General features: G+C 63.1%; 6 protein-coding genes. All 6 read right to left on the bottom strand.

Annotated elements, in window-relative coordinates:
• A partial coding sequence (locus RIC54_RS27045) for a GTP-binding protein (protein ID WP_350151623.1) occupies nt 1-139 on the bottom strand: 139 nt, incomplete at its 3' end.
• A gap of 42 nt (nt 140-181) precedes the next feature.
• Nucleotides 182-2,290 carry an elongation factor G gene (gene fusA, locus RIC54_RS27040; RefSeq protein WP_350151621.1) on the bottom strand — a complete coding sequence of 703 codons (2,109 nt, stop codon included), beginning with the start codon at nt 2,288-2,290 and terminating at the stop codon, nt 182-184.
• 45 nt (nt 2,291-2,335) lie between these two features.
• Nucleotides 2,336-2,806, bottom strand: coding sequence for a 30S ribosomal protein S7 (gene rpsG, locus RIC54_RS27035; RefSeq protein WP_350151619.1), 471 nt, complete (start codon nt 2,804-2,806; stop codon nt 2,336-2,338).
• 132 nt (nt 2,807-2,938) lie between these two features.
• Nucleotides 2,939-3,310, bottom strand: a complete 372-nt coding sequence (rpsL, locus tag RIC54_RS27030) for a 30S ribosomal protein S12 (protein WP_350151617.1) — start codon at nt 3,308-3,310, stop codon at nt 2,939-2,941.
• Between the two features lie 131 nt (nt 3,311-3,441).
• The gene (gene rpoC / locus RIC54_RS27025) at nt 3,442-7,659 is read right to left on the bottom strand and encodes a DNA-directed RNA polymerase subunit beta' (protein ID WP_350151615.1); all 4,218 of its coding nucleotides are present in this window, start codon (nt 7,657-7,659) and stop codon (nt 3,442-3,444) included.
• Nucleotides 7,660-7,786: 127 nt separating this feature from the next.
• The coding region (locus tag RIC54_RS27020; protein WP_502990183.1) for a DNA-directed RNA polymerase subunit beta at nt 7,787-8,728 on the bottom strand (942 nt) is incomplete at its 5' end.

The raw sequence follows: 8,728 nt of genomic DNA, 5'->3' as shown, positions 1-8,728 counted from the left end.
ACGCCCGAGCCTCACCACCAAACTCCTCCGCGCAAACCTTCGTCAGCGCCGCCGTCAGCGTCGTCTTACCATGGTCTACGTGACCAATCGTCCCCACATTCACGTGCGGCTTCTTACGCTCGAATTTCGCTTTGGACATGGCTTTACCTAGTCTCCCGTCATTCCTGTTTCGTTAATCTGGCTACTGCTGGATCAGACCCTGCGCGATGTTGTCCGGCACCTCTGAATAGCGCTCGAATTCCATGACGTAGCTCGCGCGGCCCTGGGTTGCGCTGCGCAGATCGGTGGAATAACCGAACATCTCCGACAGCGGCACCTCGGCGCGGATGATCTTGCCGGCCGGGTTCTCGTCCATGCCCTGGATGATGCCGCGGCGGCGGTTGAGGTCGCCCACCACGTCACCCATGTAGTCTTCGGGGGTGACGACTTCCACCGCCATGATCGGCTCGAGCATGACCGGCCTCGCCTTCAACGCACCCGCCTTGAGGGCCATGGAGCCGGCAATCTTGAATGCCATTTCCGACGAGTCGACTTCGTGGAAGGAGCCGTCGAACAGAGTCGCCCGCACGTCGATCAGCGGGTAGCCTGCCAGGACGCCGTTCTGCATCTGTTCCTCGATGCCTTTGCTCACTGCAGGGATGTATTCCCTGGGTACCGCACCGCCGACGATCTCGTCGACGAACTCGTAGTGCAGCGGATTCTCTTCGCCTTCCTCGTGACGGATCGGTTCGAGCTTGAGCCAGACGTGGCCGTACTGACCGCGGCCGCCCGACTGACGGACGAACTTGCCTTCGATCTCCACCGCCTGACGGATCGACTCCCGATAGGCCACCTGGGGCTTGCCGATGTTGGCCTCAACGCCGAACTCGCGGCGCATGCGGTCGACGATGATGTCGAGGTGCAGCTCACCCATGCCGGAAATGATGGTCTGGCCGGACTCCTCGTCGGTTTTCACGCGGAACGACGGGTCCTCCTGGGCCAGCTTGCCCAGAGCAACACCCATCTTTTCCTGGTCCGGCTTGGACTTCGGCTCCACGGCCACAGAGATCACCGGCTCGGGGAACTCCATGCGCTCCAGGGTGATGACCTTGCTCATGTCGCACAGGGTGTCGCCGGTGGTCACATCCTTGAGGCCGATGGCGGCGGCAATGTCGCCGGCGCGCACTTCCTTGATCTCATTGCGGTGGTTCGAGTGCATCTGCACCATCCGTCCAACCCGCTCGCGCTTGCTCTTGACCGGGTTGAAGACCTGGTCGCCAGACGACAGCACGCCGGAATAGACGCGGAAGAAGGTCAGGGTGCCGACGAACGGGTCCGTGGCGATCTTGAACGCCAGCGCCGAGAACGGCGCATCGTCGTCAGCAACCCGGGTCTCCACCGTTTCACCGTCGTCGAGGGTACCTTCGATGGCCCGTACCTCGGTCGGCGCCGGCAGGTACTCGATCACCGCGTCGAGCATCGCCTGCACACCCTTGTTCTTGAAAGCCGAACCGCACAGCGCAGGCACGATCTCGTTCGCGATGGTGCGCTGGCGCAGACCCTTCTTGATCTCTTCCTCGGTCAGCTCGTTGCCGTCGAGGTACTTCTCCATGAGCTGATCGTTGGCTTCGGCCGCCGCTTCCACCATCTGCTCGCGCCAGTGCGCGGCTTCGTCCGCCATGTCCGCCGGGATGTCCTCGAGATCGTAGGTGAGGCCCTGATCCGAATCGTTCCAGAGGATGGCCTTCATCTTCACCAGGTCCACCACGCCGCGGAAGTCCTCCTCCGAACCGACCGCCAGCTGGATCGGCACGGGCGTGGAACCGAGGCGTTTCTTGATCTGCGCGACGACGCGCAGGAAGTCGGCTCCGGCCCGGTCCATCTTGTTGACGAACACGATTCGCGGAACTTCGTACTTGTTGGCCTGGCGCCATACGGTCTCGGACTGCGGCTCCACCCCCGAGGTGCCACAGAAGACCACTACCGCGCCGTCGAGAACCCGCAGGCTGCGCTCGACCTCGATGGTGAAGTCGACGTGCCCGGGGGTATCGATGATGTTCACCCGGTGCTCATCGAACTGCTGGTTCATGCCCGCCCAGAAGCACGTGGTCGCAGCCGAGGTGATGGTGATTCCCCGCTCCTGCTCCTGCTCCATCCAGTCCATCGTGGCGGCGCCGTCATGTACCTCGCCGATCTTGTGTGACAGGCCGGTGTAGAACAGCACCCTCTCCGTCGTGGTCGTCTTGCCGGCGTCCACGTGGGCCACGATGCCGATGTTCCGGTATCGCGCAATGGGGGTTTTGCGGGGCATGATGCTCTCCGTTAGCGTCTATGAATAAATGGGATCGAGAGCCGATCAGTATCGGTAGTGAGAGAACGCCTTGTTGGCCTCAGCCATGCGGTGCGTATCCTCACGCTTTTTCACGGCGCTGCCGCGACCCTCGGCCGCGTCCATGAACTCACCCGCCAGGCGCGCGGCCATGGACTTCTCGCCACGCTTGCGGGCGCTGTCCACCAGCCAGCGCATCGCCAGCGCCTGACGCCGGGACGGGCGTACTTCGACCGGGACCTGATAGGTGGCACCACCGACCCGCCGCGCCTTGACCTCGACGAACGGGGCAACGGCGTCCAGGGCTTTTTCGAACACGTCTACCGGATCGCTGGCGCCGCGGCCTTCGATGCGCGAGAGCGCACCGTAGACGATCCGCTCGGCCACGGCCTTCTTGCCGCTGACCATCACGTGGTTGATGAACTTGGCTACCGTCTGGTTGTGGTACTTCGGATCGGGAAGAATTTCCCGCTTCGCGACGATGCGACGTCTTGGCATGCGTTGAGCTCCATGGCTTCAGGTTGATCCCGGAAGAAACCCCGCCAGGCGGGGTCCGGGCCTTACTGGAACAGATTTTCTATCTGTCTGCTTACTGGCTGGCGGTCATCTCCACCGTTGCCCTCTGTTGACTTACTTCGGACGCTTGGCGCCGTACTTGGAGCGGCGCTGACGACGATCGGACACCCCCGACGTATCGAGAGTTCCCCGCACCGTGTGATAGCGCACGCCCGGCAGGTCCTTCACGCGGCCGCCGCGGATCAGCACCACCGAGTGCTCCTGAAGGTTGTGGCCCTCACCACCGATGTACGAGGTCACCTCGTACCCGTTGGTCAGACGCACCCGGCAGACCTTGCGCAACGCCGAGTTGGGTTTCTTCGGCGTGGTGGTATAGACGCGCGTGCACACACCCCGCTTCTGCGGGCTGCCCTGCAGAGCGGGCACGATGTTCTTGTCGACTTTGCGCTTGCGCGGCTTGCGCACGAGCTGGCTGATTCTCGCCATAGTTTCTCTCTATGATCCAATTCGCCGGCGCCGCGGTCCGAAGCCGGATAAAACAGGCGCGCGATTCTAATCGCGCGCCCGGGATAAAACAACGGGCTCCAGCCGTTCGGCTTCGCCGATCGGTTGGAGACTCAGTCGCTGTTCGACAGCGCCTCGGACAGGGCCTGTTCGACCTCGTCCGCCGTGGCGCCCTGCTCCTTGGCCTGGCGCGTCGCCAGGTCCTCGGCGCGACGGCGCTTGCGGTCGCTGTGATAGGCCAGGCCGGTACCCGCCGGTATCAGGCGACCCACCACGACGTTCTCCTTGAGGCCACGCAGATAGTCGCGTTTGCCGGTGACGGCAGCCTCCGTGAGCACCCGCGTCGTCTCCTGGAAGGATGCCGCAGAGACGAAGGATTCCGTCGCCAGCGAGGCCTTGGTGATGCCGAGCAGCACGCGCTCGAACTTCGCCGGATGCTTGCCTTCGGCCTCCAGGGCTTCATTGGCCTCGAGTACCGCCACGTATTCCACCTGCTCGCCGCGGATGAACTCGGAATCACCCGGATCGGTGATCTCCGCCTTGCGCAACATCTGCCGAACGATGACTTCGATGTGCTTGTCGTTGATGGTCACGCCCTGCAGCCGGTACACCTCCTGGATCTCGTTGGTGATGTACTCCGCAAGGTCGGCAACGCTCTTCAGCCGCAGAATGTCGTGCGGGCTCGGCGGACCGTCACAGACCACCTCACCCTTCTCAACCTGCTCGCCTTCAAAGACGCCGATGTTGCGCCACTTCGGAATCAGCGTTTCCACCGGGTCGCCGTCCAGCGGGGTGATCACCAGCCGGCGCTTGCCTTTGGTCTCCTTGCCGAAGCTGACCATGCCGGACTGTTCCGCGAGGATCGCCGGCTCCTTGGGCTTGCGCGCCTCGAACAGGTCCGCCACCCGCGGCAGACCGCCGGTGATGTCCCGGGTCTTGGAGCCCTCCTGGGGGATACGGGCGATGATGTCGCCCACGCCGACCTTCTCGCCGTCTTCCAGATTGACGATGCCGTTGTTGGGCAGGAAGTAGTGGGCCGGCAGGTCGCTGCCGGGCAGCGCCACCGTGTTGCCCTTGCCGTCCACTAGCGTAACCGCCGGGCGCAGATCCTTGCCGGCACTGGGCCGGTCCTTCGGATCCATCACCATGATATTGGTGAGACCGGTGAGTTCGTCGGTCTGACGGTTGATCGACAGGCCCTCTTCCATGTCCTGCATGTGAACCACCCCTGACACCTCGGTCACGATGGGGTGGGTGTGCGGGTCCCATTGGGCAATCACCTGACCGGCTTCCACCTCGTCGCCCTCACCCACCGCAATGACGGCACCGTAGGGCAGCTTGTAGCGCTCGCGCTCGCGGCCGTGACTGTCGGCGATGGCAATTTCACCGGACCGTGACACCGCCACCAGCTCGCCGGACTCCTTGGTCACCGTCTTCAGGTTGTGCAGGCGCACGAAGCCGCCATGCTTGACCTGGATGCTGTCGATGGCCGTGGCCCGCGATGCGGCACCGCCGATGTGGAAGGTACGCATGGTGAGCTGCGTGCCGGGCTCGCCGATCGACTGGGCTGCGATCACCCCGACCGATTCGCCCGTGTTCACCTGATGGCCACGGGCGAGGTCGCGCCCGTAGCAGGAACTGCACACGCCGTGCCGGGTCTGGCAGGTAATCGGCGAGCGGACCCGCATCTGGTCTACGCCCATCTGGTCGAGCTGTTCGACCCAGGCCTCATCCAGCATGGTCCCCTGTTCGATGAGTACGGTCTTGCCGTCGGTGGCGTAGACATTGGACGCTACGACGCGACCGAGCACACGATCCCCGAGCGGTTCCACCACGTCGCCGCCTTCGATGATGGCAGACACGAGCAGCCCCTGGTCGGTACCGCAATCGCGTTCGGTGATCACCACGTCCTGAGCGACGTCGACCAGACGCCGGGTGAGGTAACCCGAATTCGCCGTCTTCAACGCCGTGTCCGCCAGTCCCTTGCGGGCGCCGTGGGTGGAGATGAAGTACTCGTTCACCGACAGACCTTCACGGAAGTTCGCCGTGATGGCGTTCTCGATGATGCTGCCGTCCGGCCGGGTCATCAGGCCACGCATGCCGGCCAGCTGACGAATCTGCGCGGGGGAGCCGCGGGCACCGGAGTCCGCGTAGATGAACACTGAATTGAAGGAGTCCTGATCAACTTCTTCGCCGTCGCGGGTGTTCACCTTCTCCTTCGAGATGCCTTCCATCATCGACCGCGCGACCAGGTCATTGGCACGCGACCAGATGTCGACCACCTTGTTGTATTTCTCACCGGCGGTCACCAGACCGGAGGCAAACTGCGACTCGATCTCGGCCACCTCGGCTTCCGCTTCGGAAATGATCCGCACCTTGTCGGCCGGAATGACGAAGTCGTCCACGCCAATTGAAGCGCCCGACGCCGTCGAATGGGCGAAGCCGGTGTACATCAGCTGGTCGGCGAAGATCACCGTTTCTTTCAGACCGACGTTGCGGTAGCAGGCGTTGATCAGCCCGGAGATGGACTTTTTGTCGAGAGGCTTGTTGACCATCTCGAACGGCAGCTGCTTCGGCACGATCTCGTAGAACAGCGCACGCCCCACGGTCGTTTCCATCAACGAACGCACCGGGGTGATGTTGCCGCTGCCGTCTTCAGCGACCTGATGCTCCACGATGCGCACTCTCACCCGGGCATGCAGGCTCACCTGGCCGCCATGGTAGGCGCGATGCACTTCCTCGATGTCGGCAAACGTGCGGCCCTCGCCACGGGCGTTGATCTTCTCCCGGGTCATGTAGTAAAGCCCAAGCACCACGTCCTGCGACGGCACGATGATCGGTTCACCGCTCGCCGGCGAGAGGATGTTGTTGGTCGACATCATCAGGGCCCGGCTCTCGAGCTGAGCTTCCAGGGTCAGCGGCACGTGCACGGCCATCTGGTCGCCGTCGAAGTCCGCGTTGTAGGCTGTACAGACCAACGGGTGCAGCTGGATCGCCTTGCCTTCGATGAGCACCGGCTCGAAAGCCTGAATGCCAAGACGGTGCAGAGTCGGCGCCCGGTTCAGGAGCACCGGATGCTCGCGGATCACTTCGGCCAGGATGTCCCAGACCTCGGAGGTCTCGCGTTCTACCATCTTTTTCGCCGCTTTGATGGTTGTGGCGAGGCCACGCGCTTCCAGCTTGCCGAAGATGAACGGCTTGAACAGCTCAAGCGCCATCTTCTTCGGCAGGCCACACTGGTGCAGCCGCAGCGTCGGGCCCACCACGATCACCGAGCGGCCGGAATAGTCGACGCGCTTGCCGAGCAGGTTCTGGCGGAAGCGGCCCTGTTTGCCCTTGATCATGTCAGCCAGAGACTTGAGCGGACGCTTGTTCGAACCGGTGATGGCACGGCCGCGGCGACCGTTGTCGAGCAGCGCGTCCACGGACTCCTGCAGCATGCGCTTCTCGTTGCGCACGATGATGTCCGGCGCCGAGAGATCCAGCAGCCGCTTCAGCCGGTTGTTGCGGTTGATGACCCGGCGGTAGAGGTCATTGAGATCCGAGGTAGCGAAGCGGCCGCCATCCAGCGGCACGAGCGGCCGCAGATCCGGCGGCAGCACCGGCAACACGGACATGATCATCCACTCGGGGTCGTTGCCCGAGGACTGGAACGCCTCCATGAGCTTGAGCCGCTTGGAGAGCTTCTTGATCTTGGTCTCGGAGTTGGTGGCCGGAATCTCCTCGCGCAGACGCGCGATCTCGGTTTCCAGATCGAGGTTGTGGAGCAGCGCCTGCACCGCCTCGGCACCCATGCGGGCGTCGAACTCGTCGCCGAACTCTTCGAGCTTCTGGTAGTAGTCCTCGTCGGTCAGCAACTGGCCGACCTCGAGATCCGTCAATCCCGGATCGACGACGACGAAGGACTCGAAATAGAGCACGCGCTCGATGTCGCGCAGGGTCATGTCGAGCAGCAGGCCGATCCGCGAGGGCAGCGACTTGAGGAACCAGATGTGAGCAACGGGGCTGGCCAGCTCGATGTGACCCATGCGCTCACGCCGGACCTTGGTGAGCGTCACCTCGACCCCGCACTTCTCGCAGATGACGCCACGGTGCTTGAGGCGCTTGTACTTGCCGCACAGGCACTCGTAGTCCTTGATGGGCCCGAAGATGCGGGCACAGAACAGACCGTCGCGCTCAGGCTTGAACGTCCGGTAGTTGATGGTTTCCGGCTTTTTGACCTCGCCAAAAGACCAGGAGCGGATCATGTCCGGCGAAGCCAGACCGATGCGCAGGCTATCAAACTCGTCGACGCTGCCCTGGGATTTCAGCAGATTGAGTAGGTCTTTCAAGGTCTTACCTCCACCGTTGTACGTAGGAGCGGTCTCCAGACCGCGCTTCTCCGGGCGGCGTTCCGACCGGCTCCTGACTGGGTGCTGTTCACGCTCTGGAGAGCGTTCCTACAGGGGGCGAATGCCGTCATTCGCTCTCCAATTCCATGTCGATTCCGAGCGACCGGATCTCCTTGACCAGCACGTTGAAGGATTCCGGCATCCCCGGCTCCATCTTGTAGTCGCCGTCCACGATGTTCTTGTACATCTTGGTACGTCCGCTGACGTCGTCGGATTTGACGGTGAGCATTTCCTGCAGGGTGTAAGCCGCGCCGTAGGCTTCCAGTGCCCAGACTTCCATCTCACCGAAGCGCTGACCGCCGAACTGAGCCTTGCCGCCCAGCGGCTGCTGGGTCACCAGGCTGTAGGATCCGGTGGAGCGGGCGTGCATCTTGTCGTCGACCAGGTGGTTCAACTTCAGCATGTACATGTAGCCCACGGTGACCGGGCGGTCGAACTGGTCGCCCGTGCGCCCGTTGTAGAGCGTCGACTGGCCGGTAACCGGCAGATCCGCCAGCTCGAGAAGCTTCTTGATCTCGGCCTCGTTGGCACCGTCGAACACCGGGGTGGCGATGGGCAGGCCGCTCTTGAGGTTGGTGGCGAGTTCGATCAGCTCAGCATCCGACAGGGACTTCAGGTCGACCTTGGGCTCTCCAACCGAGTTGTACACCTGCTCGAGATAGCCACGCACTTCGGCCACCTTCTGCTGGCCGGCGATCATCGCGTCGATCTTGCTGCCGATGCCTTTGGCCGCCCAGCCCAGATGGGTCTCCAGGACCTGGCCCACGTTCATGCGCGACGGCACGCCGAGGGGATTCAGGACCACGTCTACCGGCTCACCGTTACTGTCGAACGGCATGTCCTCCACGGGCATGATCACCGAGATCACGCCCTTGTTGCCGTGACGGCCGGCCATCTTGTCGCCCGGCTGGATGCGCCGTTTGATGGCGAGATAGACCTTGACGATCTTCAGCACGCCGGGCGCCAGATCGTCGCCGGTCTCGAGCTTGGAGCGCTTGTCCGCATAGCG

Source organism: Thalassobaculum sp. (genome assembly GCF_040219215.1).
GTDB lineage: Bacteria > Pseudomonadota > Alphaproteobacteria > Thalassobaculales > Thalassobaculaceae > Thalassobaculum_A.
The sequence above is the reverse complement of the archived record's forward strand: the minus strand, read 5'-3'. Positions and strand labels throughout refer to the sequence as shown.